Below are 23437 nucleotides of genomic sequence, written 5' to 3'. Positions count from 1 at the left end.
TAAAAAAAATATAAATCATGAGTTATCCATTATCAAAGTTTCATTTCTCAGTTGACTGGGGTGGAACAAAAATAGGTTTTACAGAAGTTTCCGGATTAGATGTAGAAACTGAAGTTATTGAGTACCGCCAGGGAGCAAGTCCGGAATACAGCAAAATTAAGATGCCGGGCATGCAGAAGTACTCCAACATTACCATGAAAAGAGGCACTTTTAAAAGCGATAATGAGTATTATGCCTGGTGGAATACGGTAAAACTAAACACCATCGAAAGAAGGGATATTACCATAAAATTACTCAATGAGGAGCACGAACCAGTAATTACATGGAAAGTAAAAAACGCGTGGCCAACAAAAGTTCAATCGACTGATTTAAAAGCCGACGGAAACGAAGTAGCCATCGAGTCGATAGAATTGGTTCATGAAGGTTTATCTATTCAAAATGACTAGTTATGGCTAACTATTATCCACCCGTAGGCTTTCATTTTCTGGTTGAATTTGATCAACTGGGCACAAAAGAAAAAGACCATCAATTTCAATCCGTATCAGGACTTTCTGTAGATCTTGAAACTGAAGAAATTGTCGAGGGTGGAGAAAACAGATTCAAACATAAACTGCCCGTTAAAACCAAATATCCCAATTTGGTTTTAAAAAGGGGGATACTTATTGATTCTGACGTAATTGAATGGTGCAGAAAAGCATTAGAAAATTTCGAATTTAAGCCCATAGATTTAACTGTAAAACTCTTGAATCAAGACCACGAGCCTCTAATGCACTGGAAAGTTGTACATGCCTATCCCGTAAAATGGGCAGTTGAAGATTTTAGTGCTTTAGAAAGCAAAATTGTAATTGAAAGCTTTGAGCTTGCTTATAATTATTTCACCCTTCATAAAAAATAATTTTACCATGCCAATTGAAATCAAAGAGCTTCACATTAAAATAAACGTGAGCGAAAACTCAAATTCTGGTGCAAAACCAGCTTCTTCATCATCAGCTACTGAAAAAGATACTGTGGCTGAGTGTGTCGAGCAAGTAATGAAGGTTATTGAACGAAAAAAAGAACGCTAATATGGCAACTACTGGTGAACTAAAAAAACTGAAGATCATTGCCTATAGCGATCCTCAATTCAATAATCCTATTTCGGATATTGAAGAGTTTATTACTTTGATGAATCCCGAAAAATATACTTTTCATTACAAGATAGAGCAAGATACAACCCAAGCTGCCGGAACGAGCAGCCCGGCACCAAGATTTACAGCAATTGCTCCGGAGGAATTAGAATTGGATTTTGTTTTTGACCGAACAGGCGTTATTGCCGGCAAAGAAAGTACCGAAAATGGTGTTATTGAAGACATTGAGCATTTTAGAAAAGTAATTTTAGAATATAATGGTACAGAACATAAACCAAATTACTTGAAAATTGCCTGGGGAAGCCTGCTTTTTAAAGGGTCTCTCACAGAAATGACCATTGAGTATAAACTTTTCAGGCCAGATGGAACACCTATCAGAGCCATTGCAAAAGGAAAATTTAAAGGAGTTGTTGAGGATGAGTTAAGGGCAAAACAGCAAAACAATCAATCTCCTGATTTAACCCATACCAGAACTGTAAAAGCAGGCGACACGCTTCCTTTAATGTCATTTAGAATCTATGGCGATTCAAAATATTATCTCGAAGTAGCAAAGGCCAACAAGCTTATTAATTTCAGAAAATTAAAAATTGGCCAAAAAATATTTTTCCCTCCTCTACAAAAACAACAATAGATGAACAATACCGGCGTCATACAAACCAGTAAAAGTGCAGATTTAGTAACGCACAAATTGCTCATTGAGGGAAATGAGCTATCCGGCATTTATCAGGTAATGAGCATTGTAGTTCATAATGAGGTTAACAGAATACCTATGGCGCAAATTATTTTGACCGACGGAGATGCTGCCGCACGAGATTTTAAATTAAGCAACGAAGATTTGCTCATTCCGGGAAAAAAAATAGAAATAAAAGCAGGCTATCACAGTGACGAAGAAACTATTTATAAAGGAATAGTTGTAAAACATTCGATAAAAATAAAAGACAATTCATCCCTGCTCATTGTGGAATGCAAAGACGAAGCCGTAAAAATGACTATCGGTAGAAAAAGTAAATATTTTTATGATGTAAAAGACAGTGATGCTTTTGAAGACATTATAGGCACTTACGGATTACAAAAAGATGTGGAAAGTACTAATTTTAGTCATAAAGAACTAGTACAATACAATACTTCCGATTGGGATTTTATTGTCTCTCGTGCACAAGCCAATGGAAAATTATGTTTTATTGAAAACGGCAAAATTTCGATTAAAAAACCAGATTTAGCTTCCGGATCGGTCGAAACGGTTGCTTTTGGTGCCAGCATGCTCGATTTTGATGCCGAAATTGACGCTAGAAATCAGTTTGCCAAAGTTTCATCCTACAGCTGGAATGCATCAAATCAGGAATTATTAGAAATTGAAGCCAAAGACCCCAGCGTAAGCTTAAACGGAAATTTATCTCCTTCGGATTTATCCGGTATAGTAAAGCTGGAAAATTTAGAATTGCGTCACGGCGGTCATGTTACCGATACTGAACTACAGGATTGGGCCGATGCAAAATTATTATTTCAACAACTTTCAAAAGTCCGCGGAAGAGTAAAATTCCAAGGCATTCCCGCAGTAAAACCTAACACCATTATCACACTCGAAGGCGTAGGAGATCGTTTTAATGGCAAAGCATACATTACAGGGGTTTTCCATGAAATAGCAAACGGCAATTGGACTGTAAATGCGCAGTTTGGCTTGAATCCTGAATGGTTTTCTGAAACTTATGATATCAATACACCATCGGCTTCAGGAATAATTCCATCCATAAAAGGACTGCATATTGGTATTGTAACCCAACTTCAGGACGATCCCGACAGTGAAGACAGAATTTTGGTAAAAATACCAATTATCAATAACGAAGAACAAGGCATTTGGTGCAGAGTAGCTGCCCTGGATGCAGGTGACAACAGAGGCATTTTTTTCAGGCCCGAAATTGAAGACGAAGTAATTATTGGCTTCATCAACGAAGATCCCAATGATGCCATTGTATTAGGAATGCTCCACAGCAGCGCAAAACCTGCTCCACTAAAAGCAACTGACGATAACCATCAAAAAGGGATTTTTACAAGAAGCGAAATGAAAGTGCTGTTTGATGATGATAAAAAATCGATAGCCATTGAAACTCCGGCAGGAAAAAAAATAACACTGGACGAAGACAAAGGATCAATAATTATTGAAGACGAAAATTCGAACGTGATTACAATTGACAGCGCAGGAATAAAAATGGAAAGTGCTGGCGATATTTCAATAAAGGCAACAGGCGATGTAAAAATTGAAGGCACCAATGTAAATGTAAAAGCAACCGCCCAATTTAAAGCCGAAGGCAGTGCCGGGGCAGAAATGTCATCAGCAGCCGTGGCGATAGTTAAAGGCAGCATTGTGCAGATAAATTAATTTATCCTCCATTAGTTTCAGTTCTTAAAACTCTTAAATAAAAATAATAATTATGGGAGCACCAGCCGCAAGAATCAATGATATGCATGTTTGTCCAATGGTAACCGCAACTGTACCTCATGTAGGCGGGCCAATATTGCCACCAGGCGCACCTACAGTACTGATAGGCGGTCAACCGGCAGCCTGCCTGGGAGATATGATCGTTTGCACCGGGCCTCCGGATAGTATTATAGCGGGTTCAGGTACAGTGCTGATTGGAGGAAAACCAGCCGCAAGAATGGGAGATTCAACCGCGCATGGCGGAACAATTATAATAGGATGTCCAACTGTTTTAATAGGTTGATTATGGAAAATAAAAAAGATTTTTTAGGTACTGGATGGAGTTTTCCGCCAGAGTTTAAAAAGAACAATAAAGCAGTCGTCATGACATCTGACGAGGCAGATATTAAAAGCAGTTTGGAGATATTGCTTTCTACCAAAATCGGCGAGCGCATTATGCTGCCCAGATACGGATGCAATATGGATGAATTACTTTTTGAAACATTAGACAGAACATTAAAAACTTATGTTTCAGAACTAATAAAAACGGCAATTTTATATTTCGAACCACGAATTGATGTTGAAAAAATTGACATAACACAGGGTGATGATTTAGAAGGTGAATTATTGGTCATAATCGATTACAGAATAAGAAGTACAAACTCAAGAAGCAATCTTGTTTATCCATATTACAAAGGAGAAGGCACTAATATTTAAAAGCTTATAAGCTATGAGTACCAACAGCAGCCAAATAGACAATGTTATTTTTAAAAGAAATGGAGTCAACCAGGAAGAACGCTTTAGTGAAGCACTAGAGCCGGGCAACCTAAAACTTCATGATTTTACTATTGAGGACTGGCTGCTATTTGCTTATAATTTTGCAAAAGAAGTCAACTTTTTCGACATTGATAACGATAAAACCCCAGAAGGCGATTGGCAGGAATTTTTTAGCTATTTCGGCTTTTCAAAAGATAATCTTCCGGATGGCATACCGAAAAGAACAGATAAAGAATATGCTGTTTTAAAAGAAAATATTACCAAAACATTATCTAATGCTAATATAAATCAGGACCTTACTCCTCACATGACATTGTTTGTGTGTTTCCTGAAATTATTGGAATTATCCCAAAACAAACTTAATCTTATTACGAAAAAGCATTTAGATTTTTTTTACAAAGACATACTGCAAATCAAAAAACTTCCCGCAAAAGCGGATAAGGTCAATATCATTTTTGAGCTGGCAAAAAAAATTGCCGAAGAAAAAATTGCCGTAAATACCGAACTTGATGCCGGAAAAGATCCCGATGGAAAAAAATTAATATACAAAACCACCGAAGAATTTATTGCCAATAAAGCCAATATAGCTTACTTAAAAAGTGTGTATAATGACGTTGATTTGGGCGAAATAAAATACAGTGAAATTGCAAATTCTCTGGATGGAAAAGGTGAACCCTTAAAAGAAGACGCTCCATATTGGTTTCCTTTTGGATATACATCCAATGAAAAGAAGTATCCGGAATTAAGCGATGCCAAATTAGGTTTTGCAATAGCTTCAGAATTATTTAATCTTAAGGAAGGTGATAGAAATATTGACATCACAATTACTTTTGATGGAAATTTAACTTTTCAAAATCCATTTAATGTAGATGATCTTTTGGAAAACATCAGCATTCTATATAGTGGAAAAAAAGGATGGATTGGAAATTTTAAACTTAGCACAGCCATTGCTTTTAAGAATGGAAGTCAATCTTCAAGTATTGGCGGCAACAAATTAAGATTGGTTTTTCAGATACCAAAGGATGACCCGGCAATTGTTAACTACGACCAGAAAGTTTTAGGTGAATTTTTCTCTACAGAACTTCCTGTAATTCGATTTTTAATCAATACGCAAGATCCTAAAGGGCATAATCTTTTTAGAACTTTAGTGACAAAAGCAATCACCAGTATTACCGCAAAAGTTGAGGTTAAGGATGTGAAATCTTTATTGTTAGAGAGTGATAACGGTTTACTTAATGCTGCAAAGCCCTTCTATCCTTTTACAGCTCAACCTGAAAAAAACAGCTCGTTTATAATAAATTATCCTGAAATCTTTTCTAAAAAATGGACAGAGGCTGATATTAACATCAAGTGGAAAAACACTCCATTATCATTTGAAACTCATTATGCTGCCTACAAAAAAAGTTTTCTTGAAACAATAAGTAAAAAGATTTTTATTGATGCCATTTTCATCAAAGGTAACATTGAAGCCAAAATGAAGGCCAACCAGCCCGAAGATGGAATTACAAAAAAAACAGATTCAGAATCAAAAATTGCTTTAGAAACTAACGATTCAATTGCAATAAATCTAAACGGTCCAATTGTTACAAAAGACTATTTTAAAGCAACATTATCTGTTTTAAACAAAGAAGTTTGGGAGAATCAAAATACAGCTGTTAATTTATTTGATGATCCTGATAGTGATAAAGTATTTGAATCTAATATCAATGTAAAAGGGAACACCTATGCGATTGACAAAAGCGGTCCGATACGATTAACATTAAATCAATCGTTTTTACATTCGTTATTTCCAAAGGTTTATACTCTGGCAATAATGAATGTGGCTACAACTCCATCAACGCCTATTCCAAATGAGCCTTACACTCCGGTTGTAGAAAGCATAAGCCTGAATTATTCTGCTGAGGAAACTATTGATTTTACTGCCTACGAGTCTAACCGAATAAAATTGTTTCATGAAGCTCCTTTTGGTCAGCGTGAAGAACATTCGTATTTGAAACAACAAGCCATCAATAAAGAAATTTTAGATACTGCCACGCCAATTACTAATTGTTTGGTTCCGGATTATTGCAATGGAGGCGAATTTTATGTAGGCCTTCAGGATGCCGAAATATTACAGCAGATTTCATTATTATTTCAAATATTAGAAGGAAGCGAAAATACCAGCGTTCCCACTTTTACAGGAAAGCAAAAAGTAGAATGGTACATATTATGTTATAATTATTGGAAAAATCTTGATAAGGATATTTTGGCAAATGGTATCGATAACTTTTTAAAATCGGGTATCATAAAATTTAGTATTCCAAAGCAGGCATCTAATGACAATACACTGTTTCCAGCCAATACAATTTGGATAAAAGCAAAAATGCACAAAGATTATGATGCTGTTTGTAAAGTTATCGATGTAAAAACTCAGGTTGTTACCGCCGAATTTTTTGACAATAACAATAATTTATCTCATTTAGACAGCACATTGCCTCCGAAAACAATATCTAAATTAATTACCAGGGTTCCGCAAATTAAAAATATTGACCAGCCTTTTAATTCATTTTCAGGAAAACCATTAGAGTCTGATCCCTCCTATTATCTGCGTGTAAGTGAACGCTTGCGCCACAAAAACAGGGCTATAACGCTTTGGGATTATGAGCATCTTATTTTGCAGGAATTTCCAAATGTTTTTAGAGTAAAATGCCTTAACCATACTTTTATTTCGGGTACTAATACTTCGTTTTTATCTCCGGGAAAAGTAACGCTGGTAGTAATTCCGGATATCGTAGACAAAAATGTATTCGATATTTATGAGCCAAGAGTAAGCACAGCCACTTTGAACAGCATAGAGAATTTTATTAATTCTAAAAACTCAATGCAAGTGTCTGCAAAAGCAATTAATCCTGATTATGAAAAAGTTATAATAAAATTGGATGTAAAGTTTTATCCGCAATACGATGAGAATTTTTATAAAAAACAGCTCAATGAAGATCTTATAAAATTTTTATCTCCTTGGGCTTTTGATACTTCTAAGCAAATCATATTTGGAGTAGAACTGCAACGAAGTATTGTTATAGAATATATCGAAAATTTACATTATGTAGATTTTTTATCTACGCTTGAAATGGCAATATATATCGATAAAAAAACAGATAAGGAACATCCCAAACTATTAGAAGATACAGAAAACAACAAGGCCAATGTACATCTTTTAGACTTTTTAACCACACTGTCACCATCAAGCCCAAAAAACATTTTAGTCTCTGTTAAAAACCACATTATCGGTACCAACATAATAACTTGTAAACCACAAACTACTGAAGAACCTGAAAAATGTCGATACTAAACCAACATATCACCATTCCTAAAAAATCAGCAACCGAGGACGATTTGGATTTCTTTTATTTAAGAAAAAAAGGAATCGAATATATCGAGTCTTTTGGCAGTAAATTTTGGACAGATTTTAATGAGCATGATCCGGGTATTACGATGCTGGAGATGCTTTGCTACGCCATTTCTGATCTTGGCATGAGACTTAATCTCCCTATAGAAAATATATTAGAATCTAATGACAGCACTAAAGGTATTCCTAAACAGTTTTTTAAAGCCTCAGATGTATTGTCATCAAGTCCGGTCACGCAAAATGATTACCGAAAACTATTTATAGACATAGAAGGAGTTAGAAATTGCTGGCTCGCAAAACATGAAAAAACAGTGTATGTAGATTGCAAAAAAGATAAACTTTCTTATGATATTAAGGATTATGAAAATCTATCAGACAATTTAAGAAAATCTTTCGGGCTCAATGGCTTATATGATCTTTATGTAGATTTTGAAAGCTCAAAACCTGCGGAAATAGAGATCGTTAAAGAAAAAATAAGAAAGCAGTATCATGCAAACAGAAACCTTTGCGAAGATCTTGTTGATATAAAAAAAGTGGTAGACTATCCCATAAAAATATGTGCAGATATTGAAGTAGATACTGAAGCCGATGAAGAACTGGTTCATGCAAATGTCATTACTGCTCTGGAAAATTACTTATCGACAACGGTCAATTTTTATTCCCTAAAACAAATGATTGACAAAGGATATTCGACTTTGGAAATTTTTGATGGTCCAAGTTTAGAGAATGGTTTTATTGATACAAAAGAATTGCTTACGGCCGATTTGAGAAACGAAGTGCGTCTCTCAGATATTATGAGAATAATAATGTCGGTTCCCGATGTACTGCTAATTAAAGATATTTCTTTGGGAAATTGTGGCGGTGATGACCTGGAAAACAAATGGCTTATTTGCCTTTCAGAATACCAAAAACCTGTTGTTTGTGCTAAAAGTGTTTTCAATTACAACAAAGGATTATTGCCCCTCAATATCAATCAGGCTCAGGTAAAAATTTATTTAGACGCCATCAAGGCCGAAAAAGATAAAGCGACAACCAACGCCAGCCAGAATAAAGAATTAGAAATACCAAATGGCGAATATCTTAACACTGATATTTATACAACCATACAAAATGATTTTCCTGAAACCTATGGAATTGGCGAAGTGGGACTTCCTTCCAGAGCATCTATTGAACGTAAATCTAAAGCAAAACAATTAAAAGGATATCTTTTATTTTTTGATCAGATATTAGGAAGTTATTTTAAACAATTAGGTAAAGTAAGCGAATTGCTTTCTGTAAGCGGAAATTTGTCCCGAACTCTTTTTACTCAAGTCGTTCAAGATATTGAAGGTGCTAATGACATTGTAGACAAATATGAAGATTACGACGATGAAACTATTACAGCACTGCTTTTTGACCAACAGGACAATTATATTGAACGAAGAAATAAAATTTTAGACCATCTCCTGTCACGTTTTGCCGAAAATTTTTCGGAATACGTATTTGTTAACAAAACCATTTATGGCAACACTACAGATCAGGTAGTATTGCGCGACAAAGAAAATTTTTTGAAAGATTATAAAGTAGTAAGCAAAGAGCGCGGCAATGCTTTTGATTATTACAAACAGCCCATTGCCAATTTATGGAATACCAATAATGTTTCAGGAGCCGAAAAAAGGATTTCCAGACTTATTGGTATTAAAGATTACAGTCGCAGGAACCTTTCTAATTCGTTTGTCCAGATGTACAATTTTATTGATACAGACAATCAATCTGTCTACAGATGGCGTATTGTAGACACTCATAATGAGATTGTACTTTCTTCAACAGCAGAATACTTCGATACTTCCGCAGCAAATAAGGAGCTTTATTTTGCCGTATTGCAAATTATTCAGACTCGGGAATATAAAATAAAAGAGGCTTTTAAAAACGGCATAATAACAGATTTATCCATTATTGACAATATTTTAATTCAAAAGTCAGATGCCGGGAAATATTCTTATGACATTATAAATCCTGCAATCAAAGACAAGAAAAACCCAAACCGTATTATTGCCCGCAGATTTGAATACTATACTAATTTGCCGGATTTAGAAAAATCGATTCTGGAATTGATTCAATTTATGAAAGAAGATTTTACCGAGGAAGGAATGTTTTTGATAGAACATATGATGCTCCGTCCGGATGTAAATCTGACAACAGTAAATCCAGATACTTTCATGCCTATTTGCGCCGATGAATGCGATAATTGCGAACCAATAGATCCCTACTCCTACCGTGTGAGTGTTGTGCTGCCCGGATATACATTGCGATTTGCCAATACCGATTTTAGAAATTATATAGAAAAAATAATTAAGGAAGAATTGCCGGCACACGTTCTGGCAAAAATATGCTGGATTGGATATAGGGAAAAAGATGTAAAAGACCCCGCAGAAAACCAGCTTGTTCAATTTGAAAAAACATATAAAGACTACTTATTCGCCAAAACTGATTTGAATCAAGAGCAGCCGGAACCACAATTAATCAGCTTTATTAAGGCGCTAACCGTTCTGGACAATGTTTACCCAACCGGACGACTGTTTGATTGCAGTGATGAAAACGAGCGATTGTCAGATAAAATTATACTAGGAAAAACGAATTTAGGATCACTATAAAAACTATTCTCATGTCAGCAAAACTTTCAACAATAACAACACAATACCGCCGATTCACAAAGAATCAGGTACTTACAGAAGGAAACCTTAATGAGGTAGTAGATTTTTTTGACGATCAGGATCGCCTATCCCGCATTTACCTGAGTGGCGTTGGTATAGTTTGCGGATTTTATGCTGCTTATAATGAGGATCAAAAAAACATTTCAATAACACAAGGAACTGGTGTAACTACTGATGGTGATCTTTTTAAATTATATCAGGCAAATATATTGGGAAATAAAAAAATTGATTTTGACTCCAAAACCTATACGCATTGTAAAATTTATGATAATACAAAAGCGGCTTACAAACCTTTTTTTTATGATGGGGCAAACAAGCAATTACCTCTTTTTGAACTCTTGACAAAAGAAGAGCAAAAAAAAGAAAAAGACCCCAATTTTGCTTTATTAGAATTTACCGCAAATACAGAATTTGAGTTGAAAGATGCCGTAATTGTTTTATATCTGGAGTCTTATGAAAAAGAATCTGACCTTTGCGTAAGTCTTTCATGCGACAATCAGGGATTGGAAATTGTGGGCAATTTTAAAGTTTTAATTGTCAGCAAAGCCGTTGCCACACAAATAATGAATCATGACAGCATGATTGGCAAAATCAATTATTCTAATTTATACTATAATTTACCGGACCTAAAATCAAACCGAATTGTACTAAAACCCGATGATTTTGTACATCTTGATGCCATAAAACAAACCTTTACCAAAGGGATTTTCAAAAACAATGTTGTTAAGAATTTACAGGATGGCTACAATAAGCTGCTGACAGGCTTAAATATGCCACTTGTTTTAGATGCTATTCAAAAAAAGATAACCGAACTATTTAATTTTGAAGGAGACCCGGTACTTCCTCAGGATTTTCAATACCTCTATGATCTGCTTAACGACCTTATTGATACGTACAACGAAACCAAAGCACTGCTGCTTACTATAGATGATAATTATTGTTCTCCTGATATTAATGCTTTTCCAAAACATTTAATGCTGGGCGAACTAATAAAAACCGAGCCTTGTTATGAATTCCGTCATGCTTTTTACAAATCGCCTTTACTTACAGGAGAAAACGGTAGCACTTGCAATGACTGTCTTGCAGCTGATGACGCTCCTGTTAAAGATTCAGAAAAAAAGGAAAAAGACGCAACAGCAGATGAAATAAAAATATGCTACGGCGAAAACACATCCAGACAAAGAGTGTACAGTCTTATTCTGCGAAGTGCACAATTATTAGAAAACTACAATCCATTATATGATGTTATAAAAATTACGCCGTCTTTGCAAATGGGTAAATTGGGCAAAAAAGCCATTCCTTTTTACAATAATGTAAACGATTTGCTTATTAAGACCTGGGATTTTGATAAAACAATTTTAGGGTTAGAAAAAAACAATGTTAGTTACCATGATGATTTATTGAATACTAAAAAACCGCTCGAAATTCATCTTGATAGCGATTTTTACAGAATTGAAGGACACCAGGGACGCAATTACAAAGAAGCATTAAAAGCTATTCAACAAATTAGATTAGAAAACGGACTCGGATTTAATATAATGATCCTGGCAGTAAATGCTAATGAACTGGATAAAACCATTCAAAATTTCACCAAATATTACCTCAACAAAAACCATGGTTACGAGCATAAAGCAGGCGTAATTCCGGGAGGTACATTTATAATGATATATCTGGAAGAAAAAACACCTTATTATAAAAGCCGCAGACTATCTTTAACCGGTGACTTCGAGAAATTTGCTGAAGGAATACCCATTTTAAATCCAATTGTTGCTGATTTTTCAATACCGTATTTATGTTGCGACGAAAATAATATAGGTCTTACTTTACCTGTAGATAAAATTTGTTTTGACAGCAAAACACCTCCTCTGCCTTTTAAAGTATCTCCAGCGGGAGGTTTTATAAAAGCTAATGTTAGACCCGATCAAAACGGTGGGGTAACGGTAAATGAACTTGGAGTTCTTGTGTTTGATCCAAATTTAGTCAGCAAAGAGTTAATAGGCCAAACAATAACATTTACAGTTAATAATTTTGATACTAAATGTGCCATAACCATCTTTGAAAAACCAATATTTGATTTTGTTGCTGTTCCTTCACAACCCTCAGGAATTAGCGAAACCGAAGTTACTTTTACCGTAACCGGAGAAAATCTTGCCGGTAATAAATATACCTGGAATTTTGGCGACAAAAGCGAACCTGTTACAGATGAAAAAACAGAAATAAAACACATCTACAAGTATAATAGTGAATCACAAAAAAAATTCACATTTGATGTTACTCTTAGTGCAGACAATGGCAACTGCGGTTTTCAAATCACTCAGCCTGTAAGTTTTGAAATTGAAGACCCAAAAGTACTGATATACAACAGATTACTTAATAACATATCTTTTTGTAGAAATGATAAAGCAGTGCCCCTAACCCTTGAACCAAATATAAAAGGAGCAATTATTTCCGGAGAAGGAGTTGTAGCATTAAAAGGAGGACAATTTAGGTTTAATCCGTCCATTGTAGCGCCGGCTGTCACAAGCGTAACCATTTTGATAGACGGCAAACCATCCAATCTTTCTATTACACTTTTAGATCTGCCTACTGCCAGTTTTACATTTGTTATAGATCCAACGGGAATGCTGACCTTAAACAACAATTCCCAAAATGCCGAAACTTACATTTGGGAAATTAATAAGGAAATAGTAAAAACGGATAAAAAAGACTCAATAACAAGACCAACTGCTTTATTTAATGAATCTTCTATTTCCGTTTCATTAATAGCCGAAGGCAAATGTGGCTCAGTAACCGATGGCCCAAGATTAATTGAGATTAGGAAAGAAGCCGAAGTAAATACATGTCTTGACAATGCTGATTTATTTGTAAAAAATTCAATTGGAACCACTTCCAGTTTAAAAGAAACTTCCGTTTTAAATAAATTCAATAAGGACACAATTAACTTAATTTCTGAAACTGAAAACAGATTTGCCGAAGTTCAAAAAAACCTTGAAAGTTACATCAACGGTAAGTCAAATGCTAAAGTACCTGAATTGTTCACGCAGGAATATTTCAATTTTATATCCACAGTTGTTGCCGCTGCCATCAGACTGCAAAATTTAAATCAGATTTCCGCTGTACAAACACTTATATCGCTAAATACATCCTTGTTTTACACTATTTTAAGATGTCAGGATGCAAAGACACTTAAAACTTCTGAAGAACAAATTGTGCGAACAGCATTGCTTTTTAATGATTTATTTAAAAGTTTCATCGAATTAAAATTCAATACAGATAAGGACGGATCATTGAAAGAGTTTTTGTCGAGCATGCTAAAAGTATTTGCAAAAATCGATTTTATACTGTCTAATTTAAATATACAAATAGAAGAACTTACAACTAGTGCTAAATTCAAATAAACATATTATCAATAAGGTTTTCCTTGAGATAAATACCAATTCTAAAGAAAAAGGATATTATCTCAAGGACAATATTGATGCGTTTTTGCAAAAGGAAATATTCTCGATTTTAGAAAATTATTTTAATGAATTGGATACAAAAAATCCTCAATACAGCATACAATTAGACAAACTCAACATTGATATTGCCATAAATCAAAATTTGGATTTTGAAGATTTCAAAGAGCAAATCCTAAAAAAAATTACAAAACAAGTTGAAGAAGTTTTTGAAAAAGAAGATGCAAATATAGAGAGCTATAGACGCATCAGACCACAGGAAAAAGGAATAGAAAGCTTTTTTTATTTCCTGGAAACTGGCACAAATACCTGGTGGACAACCTTAGATCATGATTTTGAAATAGTAGATGACACTACATTTGGTGAAATCCTAAATGATGAAACCTTTTCTTTTAAGTGGGCAAATGCAGTCCAAAAAACAATTGCGAGAACAAGGTTTATCAAACAATTTACTGATGAACAAATTGTAACAATTATTAAAAAAGGAATATTACTTAAAAAAAATAGTGCTGACAGCAGTGCCAAAATAATCAGGATTAGCGCCATAAAAAAACACATTGAAAGCAGTATTGCAAAAAATGGATTAATTCCAAATCAAAGATTTTTAATGTGGGAAATAGTTGTTTTAAGCCTTTTGGGGACAAGAGATGCAATTGTAAAACAAAAGCTTTCCGGATTGATTTGCAGTGTGTTTGAATTTCATAAAAAAAACAGCTTTTTGAAACACAAAGAACTTTTTCTAAAGGAAATTGAAAATCAGATAGAAAACAAAAACGAACTGGAATTGCTGGCTAACCTTAATACTATTGTTTTGATTATCGAAAAAAAACTTGACAAAGTTATTCTAACGGGAATAGAAACTGCTCCAAAACCCCAAGCAGAAATAAAAACGGAGACAGAAATAGAAACAGAAAAAATTCAGGAAAATAATGAAAAAACAACGCCCAACCCGGATTTGATTTTGTTAAAAAACAAAGATGCGATTGTTCACAGCGCCGATAAAAATACCGAGTCTTTATCAGATAATTCAAAAGAAAAAACTCCAAATAATAACGAAAAAGTAATCGATAAAAAAGATCCTTCTTTTAGAAAAGAAGAAGCTATAATAGATGCAAATATTAGCGGTTTATATGTTGGCAATGTGGGTTTAGTATTGATTCATCCCTTTTTGAAATCCCTTTTTGATAATTGCAAACTGCTCAATAAAGACAACAGCATAAATAATCCTGAAGTTGCCACGCACCTTTTGCATTATATAGCCACAGGAAAAGAACAGGATTATGAGAACGCTATGACTTTCGAAAAATTCTTATGCAATATTCCAATAGACGAACCTATTGAAAGAAACATTGTACTCTCTGAAGAAATGAAAAAAGAAGCGACCACAATGCTGCAAGCCGTGTTGAGCAATTGGGATATAATGAAAACATCATCGGCAGAATTGCTGCAAAACCAATTTTTGCAACGCCCGGGAAAACTAAGTATCAATGGAGATGAAAGCCCTGTAATAATTATAGAGCGAAAAACACAAGATATTTTATTAGACAAATTAAGTTGGAATTTGAGCATCATAAAATTGGCCTGGAAAAAACGAATCATATATGTTAACTGGTAAAAATTAAAAATATGAATGTTGAAAACACCTCTTTTTTAGAATACGATAAAAAAAATATTTTTACTGAACAGCAAAAAGCGTTTGGATTTGTATTCGATAATCTTGATTTATCGAAAATCGCCTTTTGCGGAGGAGTAGCAGATTATTTGAACCTTCGTCAGTACTATCAAATGCAAATAAATGATTTGGATATAATGTATGAAAACGAAGAAGATTTAAATCCTATTAAGAATAAAGTTGATATAAAGAGGTATACCTCAAAATTTTACAGAACCTTAAACGGAGAAACATTGGTTTATAAATTCAAAATTTATGGCAAGGAAATAAATGTAGATAATTTCCCAAATAATTTTTCGAGATTAACCCTTACACAATCACCTCTTTTGGGCAAAATGGTATGGCACTCCTCATTTAATGAAATGAAAAAATTTCATAACAATGAGATACATCTAAAAACCTCTGAAATAGCAGGAATAAATTACGAATGGAGACGATTATATAAACACAGCCGAAAAGCTTCTTTGTACAACAATGTAACTTTTCTGGAAGAAAAAAACTTAATTCATACTATTAAAAAAAATATTTTATGAGGGAAGAGCCTAGAATAATTTACAGCTTAGATGCATTTCCTGTTAGTAATAATCGATGGAATCAGGGGAATAAGTTTAAAGAAACGATTTATTCGACTGCATTAAGTATACTATATAGCCATTTATGGTATAAAGACATCGAGCTTTATGCTGATGAAACAGCTTATAGATTTCTTTATATGTTGCCTTGCAGAGTTACTAAAATTAGCAGTAATAAAGACACTGTCATTTGGATGAAATCGAAAATTGATGTTATCGAAAAACAAACTAAACCTTTTATACATCTTGATAATGATGTCTTTATAAAGAAAAAAATACATTTTGATTTTGATAAGGTAATTGTTGAACAAAATGATTACGAATTACACAGTATGTACAAATATCGTGTAGATTTTTTTAATCAATATACTCAAAATTTAGACTATTGGAAACCAGATCTGGGATATGCATATAATTGTGGAGTATTAGGTTTTAGTGACTTTGAACTTCGAGATCAGTTTTTAAAAGTTTTTTATGATTTAGAAGAAATCTTTATAAAAAATCATAATCCAAAAATAGCAAAAATAGAACCTTGCATTGTTTTAGAACAATATAATCTGGCGGCATTATTACATCATCATAATATTAAACCAACATTATTGCTATGGAAAAAAAACTTGTTCGAAAATTACCAGCTAGCAGATAAAATTGGTTATTCACACATTGTGGGTCAAAAAAAATACAGGATAGACATTGTTCAGGAAATAGAAAACAGGCTTTTTAAACTGTTTCCGTATTGGTACAAAGAAGTAAAGAATGCTTTAGAAAAAGAAGGTATCGTTTAAAAAAACTATAAATAGCTGTATATGAAACAAAGACACAGGATAATTTATAGCCTTGATGTGCTTCCTATTATGAATAACAGATGGAATATGGGAGACAAACTAAAGGAAACTATCTACATGACTGCTCTAAGTATATTATATAGTCATATGTGGTATGATGAAATTGAGCTTTATGTAGATGAAATAGGCTTTGAGTTCCTACACATGCTTCCTTGTGCTGTTACCAAAGTGAAGGATGACAACAAAATAGAACTTTGGATGAAATCTAAAATTAATGCTATGGAACTACAAACAAAGCCATTTGTTCATGTAGATACCGACATATTTATTAAGAAAAAAATAGATTTTAGTTTTGATGATGTAATAGTAGAACGCAAAGAAGATACTTATGAAATCCATTACCAGAAGCAAGTCGAATTATTTACCAAATACACGAATAACCTTCCTTACTGGCATTCCAATTTAGGCTATTCCTATAATTGTGGAATATTTGGTTTTAACGATCTCAAACTTCGCGATGAATTTATAAAAAGCTATTATGATTTGGAGAAAATATACGTTGAAAACCAAAACAGCTTTTCTCTATTGAAACAAGAAGGTTATGAGACTTGCATTTTAATAGAACAATATACCCTTGCATCGCTATTGAACTATAAAAACAATAATCCTACAATACTATTGAAAGGAGAAAACATAACAGAGCAAGGAAAATATGCCGATAATATTGGGTATTCTCATTTTTTTGGAATGAAAAAATATGAAAAATATGTTGTTGACGAGATTGAACTTCGGCTCTCTAAAATATTTCCGTATTGGTATATTCAAATAAAAAACGCATTAGAGAAAGAAGGTGTTATGGCGAATAATCCGCAGTTTGTTTAGTTAAACAAATTATTAATCCAAAATGGTAAAATAATAAGTCATGAGAGAATTTGAACAAAAAAAAATAGCTAACGCCTCTCCTTCTCCTTTTTTTGGACCAAAAATTCAAAAAAAACTAACCACAGGCACGGTAGGAGACAAATACGAAACAGAAGCCGACAATGTTGCTGACAAAGTAGTTAACAAACGTAAAACGGGAGGGTTGCTTCAATCGAGAAGTGAAGAAGCTGTGCAGCAAAAGCCTATTTCAGAAACCATTTCAACGGTTCAAAAACAAGATCTGGCACAAGAAAAGCCGCTACAAAAAAAGGGCAAGGAAAAAGAAGAAGACAAAAAAGTACAAAAGAAATCCGATAAGGAAGAAGATAAGAAAGTACAGAAAAAAGGAGAAAAAGAGGAAGACAAGAAGGTACAAAAGAAATCCGATAAGGAAGAAGACAAAAAAGTACAAAAAAAAGGCGAAAAAGAAGAAGACAAGAAAGTACAAAAAAAATCCGATAAGGAAGAAGATAAAAAAGTACAGAAAAAGGGCGAAAAAGAAGAAGACAAAAAGGTTCAGAAAAAATGTGCCGATTGCGAGAACGAAGACAAAAAGGTTCAGAAAAAAGAAGAAAAAAAGGAAGAAAAAAAACCAGTTCAGGCAAAATTAAATGAGTCAAACTCAGTAAATGAAGGAGTTGAAAGTGACCTTAAAAGCTCAAAAGGCAGTGGCAATGGCATGGACAAAAAAACAAAGCAAGAAATGGAATCGGGTTTTGGTGCCGATTTTAGTAATGTAAACATCCACACAGACAGCAAAGCTATACAAATGAGCGAACAGCTGGGCGCACAAGCTTTTACACATGGTAACGATGTCTATTTCAATAAAGGAAAATACAACCCAGACTCCAAAGAAGGTAAACATTTACTTGCGCATGAACTCACGCATACGATACAGCAAACAGGCAGCAAGACAACAAATAATGTTCAAAAACTATCTGATTCAGATTGTGGCTCAACTACGACTTTAAATTTATCCGGCTCATGTCATGATTATCACAATACCTGTTATACAGAAACTTTTGTCCCTGCCAAAAGTGACGCTTTAAAAATAGTTATTGATGTAGATTATATGAACCCTGTTGGCTCCTGGATCAAAGAAGACTTCAGTGCTCAGGTTATAAAATGTGGTATAATAGACGATACTAATATAGGTTCAAAAAGATTATCACCAGGTAACATCCCTTCAACCTTAGAATTTAAGATCGCAAGTGTTACTCCCGGAGATAAATATTTTATCAGAATTTATTCAAGATCCAGTTCAGCTTTAAAATCAAATTACAGCGTAAGTCAATAAAAATATGCCAGTCTTAACCAAAAAAACAAATACGAATCCTTCGCACTCCGCGTCACATCATGACAAGGGGAAGGAATCTTTTTTTGGGGTACAGGCAAAATTGAATATAGGAAAATCTAACGATAAATTTGAAGCTGAAGCCGATAGGGTGGCAGATCAAGTGGTTGCCAATAAACAAACAGCAAAGACAGACACTTTCTTTTCGCCATCGCCAGTAATGCAAAAGAAATTGGCGGGTGATGTTCAAAAGCAAGAAGAACAAAACAAAGAAATTCAGCAAAAAACTGCAGCCGAAACCATAACGCCTGTTACACAGTTAAAAGGTGAATCAATCCAAAATAAACTCGATTCCAGAATAACAGAAAAACGAGAAATCAATCCGGCTTTTTCTGCATCAAAAACCTTTATTCAGAATAAACTCGAAGATAAAATCCAGAAAAAAGAGGAGACAATTCAAAATAAGACAGAAGTCAAAAAAACAGAAACTACCTCAACAAATACGCTTTCACTTAAACCTTTAATTCAAAATAAAGGGGAAGAAGAAAATTTACAACAGAAAAAAGAAGAAGAAAAACAAACCAAAGACGAGGAAAAACAAATACAAAAAAGTGCTGCTGGGGATGCCAATCCTAACGATAATTCTAATCTAGAGTCCAATTTAAACAGCAGCAAAGGTAGAGGTTCTCCACTATCCGGAAAAGTAAAAACCGAAATGGAATCCGACATTGGAGCGGATTTTAGCAATGTCCGCATACACAATGACGCTAACGCTGTTCAAATGAATAAGCAATTGGGAGCGCAGGCTTTTGCAACCGGAAACAATATTTATTTTAACGAAGGAAAATACAATCCAAATTCGCAGGATGGCAAGCATTTACTCGCCCACGAATTAACACATACCGTACAGCAGGGAGCAGCTATTAGAAAAAAACCGGAACCAATCTCCCCTGCTCCCGAAATGGTTCAGGGTTCGTTCCTCGATTTAGTTCCGGATTGGATCATCAATGAGGCACGACACGTTCCGGGTTACACTCTTTTCACCGTTATTATTGGTTACGACCCGTTACGACAAATTGATGTAGAACGAACTCCAATTAATTTGGTTGAAGGTTTAATGGGTCTTATTCCTTTTGGAACTGCTATATTCGATAAGCTTCAGGAATATGGAATTCTTCAGCAGGTTTTTGACTGGGTAGAAGGAAAATTAGGTGAACTGGGACTAACAATCGACAGTATTTTAGATTTAGTTGAAGATGTTTGGGATGAGGTATCCTTTCCTTATACAGATATAATTGATTTAGTAACTGAAAAATTTAATGAAGTAGTTAACAGAATAACTTCTTTTGTAAGTGCAACTGTAGATCAGGTTATTACCTGGATAAAAGAAGCTTTGATTGGTGTAGCTGAACCTATACTTGCAGAAAACAAAGCCTGGTCATTAATCAAAAAAATAATCAAATACGATCCGTTACGCGATGAAGAAGTCAATGCTACAACGGTAGAAATATTAGAAGATTTCTTAATACTTATAGACAAGCAAACCGAGCTTGAGCAAATGCGCGAAAAAGGCACGCTACAAAAAACGGCCGACTGGCTTGACACTCAGGTTGGAACTTTCAATTCGTTATTAGGCGAGCTTCGCGGACTCATAACCGCAGCCTGGGATGCTATTCAGCCTTCAAATCTGGCAAACATTGCTGATAATCTTTCGGCACTTGCAGCTCAGGCCGGAGGATTTCTGCAGCGCGTTTGGGATTTTGCCTCAGGCGTAGCATTAAAAGTATTGGAACTTGTTAAAGAGTCATTATTAGGATGGCTGTCTTCTCAAGCTGCTACTGTAAGAGGTTATTCGCTTGTTAAAGTGATTATTGGAAAAGATCCTTTTACACAAGAAGCTGTACCTCGCACAGTTCCAAATCTAATACGAGGTTTTATGAGCCTCATGGATGGCGGAGAAGAACAATATGCTCAAATGGTTGAATCTGGTGCAATAGCCAGAATAGTAGGTGAAATTGAAGCAGCAGTAGCGACCCTCAATATGACACCAGAATCTATAATACAATTGTTTACTGACATTTGGGATTCTATGACTATTGATGACCTCATTCATCCAATAGATGCTTTCATGAGAATCATTGACAAATTTGGAGAGCCTATTGGAAGATTAATTGCTTTTGTGGCAGAAATTATCCGAATAGTCATTGTTGCCATTTTAGAGATTATGAATTTCCCATTCGATCTCATAGGAAACATCATCACAAGAGCTTTAGAAGCAATTGATGATATCAAGAAAGATCCAATTGGTTTCCTGAAAAATATTCTCAGAGCCTTAAAACAAGGATTTATTCAGTTTTTTGACAATATCGTAACCCATTTAATCAATGGTGTAACCGGTTGGCTAATGAGCGAGTTAAAAGATGCTAATATTCCGGTCCTTACTGATTTCTCTTTACAAGGTGTTATTACCTGGGTAATGGAAGTATTGAATATCTCGATGGAAAAAATCTGGGAAAAATTAGCCGCACATCCTCGCATTGGACCTGCAAGAGTTGCCAGAATTAGAAGCATGATTAATACGCTTGAAGGTATTTGGACATTTATTAAAGATGTTCAGGAACGCGGTATGGCTGCCATTTGGGATAAAATTCAGGAACAGCTTAGTAATTTATGGAATACCGTTCTCGATGCCGTGAAAAACTTTGTCATGGAACGTATTGTCAATCGAATAACAGCCAGACTTTTAAGCATGCTTGACCCAACCGGAATCATGGCTGTGATAAACGGTGCTATGGCTTTCTTTAATGCAATACAAAGTTTTATCAAATACTTGCGTGAAATGCTCGAAGTTGTTAATTCGTTTGTCAATGGCGTAGCCGATTTAGCCCGAGGTAATGTAGCCACAGCCGCAAATTATCTCGAAAGAACTATGGGACAAGCCATGCCAGTTGTAATAGGTTTCTTAGCGAATCAGGTTGGGTTAACAGGAATTGGGGCAAGAATTGGCGAAATGATTATTTCTGTACAACAAATGGTTGATGAGGCGCTTACGTGGCTGGTAAATAAAGCGGTGGATACGGGAATGGCTTTGTTAGACAGAGTTATGGCTATGGGTGCGAATGCCAGAGATGCTGTTTTGGGATGGCTAGGAATAAGAAAAGAATTTAGGGATCAGAGCGGAGAACAACATACATTTTTCTTTAAACAGGTAGGTAATGAAAAAAGGTTAATGGTCAAAAGCGAAGAACAAGATTACAAGAATTTTATAACTAATTTGACTTTTGCTGCATCTGATCCCAAAAAAACAGAGAAAGACACAGCTAAAAGGGATGCTATAGTAATATTAGAAGCCATAGAAAGATTGAAAAGTACCAACACTTCTAATAATACTGAAGGTGCAGGAAATTCTGCAGAATTTGATAGACAACTAGGTCTTCTAGCACAAAAAACAGCTGTTTTTATGGAGTCTGCAGTAGGTGAAATCCCAGAATCCACCCCTCCTGTTTATGGAGGCAGATCACCTGGAGGTTTTGCAACATCCATGGAAATAAATGTACTCACAAAAAAAGGACCTGAAGGTTCTAGTGCAGTCACATCACTTTCTACAGGAACCTTTGAAAAACTAGGAAAAAGACACGAATCAAAAGGATCCTCCGTAAGATTCTATAAACATGGCCACCTACTTAGCAGCCATTTACATGGACCTGGGGATGATTTTAAAAACCTAACCCCACAATCTGAATCTGGAAATCAAACCTTTGAAAGTAGTGTTGAAAACACTTTGAAAAGAAATATAAACAAAGAAAATGAACCAATGATATATAAATATAAGGTGGAAGCGATTTATGCTTCCAGATCTGACAAAGGCAGCCTTAAACAAAATATTGAAAGGGAATATGCAAATCGTATAGACGATATTGATGATGAAGGTTTAAAAGTTAAATTACAACAAGAACTTAGCGATAAGAAAGACATTATAGATGCAGAAGATCAAGTAGCAACAAGATTCAATGTCAATGCAAAACCATTAAACAATAAACTAGAAGAAATCTCAGGTGAAAGTTTTACTAATTTTCCAGTTGCAAATAATATAAAAAGAGAAGCAGATAAGTATATATTACCAAATGAGTTGAGTGATGAAGAAAGAGCCAATAAATCAAAACGAAAACGAAATTCTGAACCAACAAGACCTGCAAGAGAAAGAACTACTCGTATAGAAATAGATAGAGTAAAAGTACTTTTAGCAGAGGGAACAAAAACACGACAACAGATAGCGGATGAGGTTGGCGTTTCAATTGACACAGTTAAAAGAATTAAATCAGGTCAAATTATTTAGA

General features: G+C 34.7%; 16 protein-coding genes. All 16 read left to right on the top strand.

Annotated elements, in window-relative coordinates; translation table 11 throughout:
• The first annotated feature begins 17 nt into the window (after positions 1-17).
• The 16 genes from EV143_RS20330 to EV143_RS20260 are packed head-to-tail and all read left to right on the top strand — an operon-like array spanning position 18 to position 23436.
• On the top strand, positions 18-446 hold the full coding sequence (locus EV143_RS20330) for a phage tail protein (protein WP_133509764.1): 429 nt from the start codon (positions 18-20) through the stop codon (positions 444-446).
• A 2-nt stretch (positions 447-448) separates the two neighbouring features.
• Positions 449-895, top strand: a complete 447-nt coding sequence (locus EV143_RS20325) for a phage tail protein (RefSeq protein WP_133509763.1) — start codon at positions 449-451, stop codon at positions 893-895.
• Between the two features lie 7 nt (positions 896-902).
• Entirely contained in the window at positions 903-1064 is a 162-nt protein-coding gene (locus EV143_RS21565) for a DUF5908 family protein (protein WP_166638194.1), read from the top strand.
• Position 1065: 1 nt separating this feature from the next.
• Positions 1066-1758, top strand: coding sequence for a CIS tube protein (locus tag EV143_RS20320; protein ID WP_133509762.1), 693 nt, complete (start codon positions 1066-1068; stop codon positions 1756-1758).
• Entirely contained in the window at positions 1759-3504 is a 1746-nt protein-coding gene (vgrG, locus tag EV143_RS20315; protein ID WP_133509761.1) for a type VI secretion system tip protein VgrG, read from the top strand. It abuts the gene before it with no gap.
• Positions 3505-3556: 52 nt separating this feature from the next.
• Positions 3557-3847 (top strand): PAAR domain-containing protein, encoded by a 291-nt coding sequence (locus EV143_RS20310; RefSeq protein ID WP_133509760.1) that lies wholly within the window; start codon positions 3557-3559, stop codon positions 3845-3847.
• Positions 3848-3849: 2 nt separating this feature from the next.
• Entirely contained in the window at positions 3850-4260 is a 411-nt protein-coding gene (locus tag EV143_RS20305) for a GPW/gp25 family protein (RefSeq protein ID WP_133509759.1), read from the top strand.
• Between the two features lie 13 nt (positions 4261-4273).
• The gene (locus tag EV143_RS20300; protein WP_133509758.1) at positions 4274-7651 is read left to right on the top strand and encodes a baseplate J/gp47 family protein; all 3378 of its coding nucleotides are present in this window, start codon (positions 4274-4276) and stop codon (positions 7649-7651) included.
• Positions 7639-10341 (top strand): hypothetical protein, encoded by a 2703-nt coding sequence (locus EV143_RS20295; protein WP_133509757.1) that lies wholly within the window; start codon positions 7639-7641, stop codon positions 10339-10341. The genes EV143_RS20300 and EV143_RS20295 overlap by 13 nt, the downstream gene beginning before the upstream one ends.
• 11 nt (positions 10342-10352) lie before the next feature.
• Positions 10353-13799 carry a PKD domain-containing protein gene (locus tag EV143_RS20290; protein WP_133509756.1) on the top strand — a complete coding sequence of 1149 codons (3447 nt, stop codon included), beginning with the start codon at positions 10353-10355 and terminating at the stop codon, positions 13797-13799.
• Complete coding sequence (locus EV143_RS20285) at positions 13783-15471, top strand: contractile injection system tape measure protein (RefSeq protein WP_133509755.1); 1689 nt, start codon at positions 13783-13785, stop codon at positions 15469-15471. Before EV143_RS20290 ends, EV143_RS20285 begins: the two co-directional genes overlap by 17 nt.
• Before the next feature lie 11 nt (positions 15472-15482).
• On the top strand, positions 15483-16061 hold the full coding sequence (locus tag EV143_RS20280) for a hypothetical protein (protein WP_133509754.1): 579 nt from the start codon (positions 15483-15485) through the stop codon (positions 16059-16061).
• Entirely contained in the window at positions 16058-16885 is an 828-nt protein-coding gene (locus tag EV143_RS20275; RefSeq protein ID WP_133509753.1) for a DUF6734 family protein, read from the top strand. The genes EV143_RS20280 and EV143_RS20275 overlap by 4 nt, the downstream gene beginning before the upstream one ends.
• A 21-nt stretch (positions 16886-16906) precedes the next feature.
• On the top strand, positions 16907-17767 hold the full coding sequence (locus tag EV143_RS20270) for a DUF6734 family protein (protein WP_133509752.1): 861 nt from the start codon (positions 16907-16909) through the stop codon (positions 17765-17767).
• Positions 17768-17807: 40 nt separating this feature from the next.
• Positions 17808-19103, top strand: a complete 1296-nt coding sequence (locus EV143_RS20265) for an eCIS core domain-containing protein (RefSeq protein ID WP_243739923.1) — start codon at positions 17808-17810, stop codon at positions 19101-19103.
• A 4-nt stretch (positions 19104-19107) separates the two neighbouring features.
• Positions 19108-23436 (top strand): eCIS core domain-containing protein, encoded by a 4329-nt coding sequence (locus EV143_RS20260; RefSeq protein ID WP_133509751.1) that lies wholly within the window; start codon positions 19108-19110, stop codon positions 23434-23436.
• Position 23437: the final 1 nt, after the last annotated feature.

This window comes from Flavobacterium chryseum, from assembly GCF_004362015.1.
In the GTDB taxonomy this organism is placed as follows: Bacteria; Bacteroidota; Bacteroidia; order Flavobacteriales; family Flavobacteriaceae; genus Flavobacterium.
The sequence above is the reverse complement of the archived record's forward strand: the minus strand, read 5'-3'. Positions and strand labels throughout refer to the sequence as shown.